Here is a 252-nt window from a genome sequence, read left to right as displayed (position 1 = left end):
GGCGACGTGGGAGGCGATCGAGCGGGCCGGGATGGACCCGGTCTCCCTGCGGGGCAGCCGGACCGGCGTCTTCGCCGGCGTCATGTACAACGACTACGGCAACCTGCTCACCGACGAGCAGTACGAGGGCTTCCGCAGCAACGGCAGCGCCCCCAGCATCGCTTCCGGCCGTGTGGCGTACACGTTCGGGTTCGAGGGTCCTGCGGTGACGGTGGACACGGCGTGTTCGTCGTCGTTGGTGGCGTTGCACTG

Annotated in this window: 1 protein-coding gene; it reads left to right on the top strand. The window is 69.0% G+C overall.

Annotation, left to right across the window (positions count from 1 at the left end; genetic code table 11):
* Positions 1 to 252: beta-ketoacyl synthase N-terminal-like domain-containing protein (locus ADK41_RS14905; RefSeq protein ID WP_158717752.1), on the top strand; the 252-nt coding region annotated here is incomplete at both ends.

Origin of the sequence: Streptomyces caelestis (assembly GCF_001279005.1) — a bacterium.
Classification (GTDB): domain Bacteria; phylum Actinomycetota; class Actinomycetes; order Streptomycetales; family Streptomycetaceae; genus Streptomyces; species Streptomyces heliomycini.
This window is presented reverse-complemented; position numbering and strand designations above follow the sequence as displayed.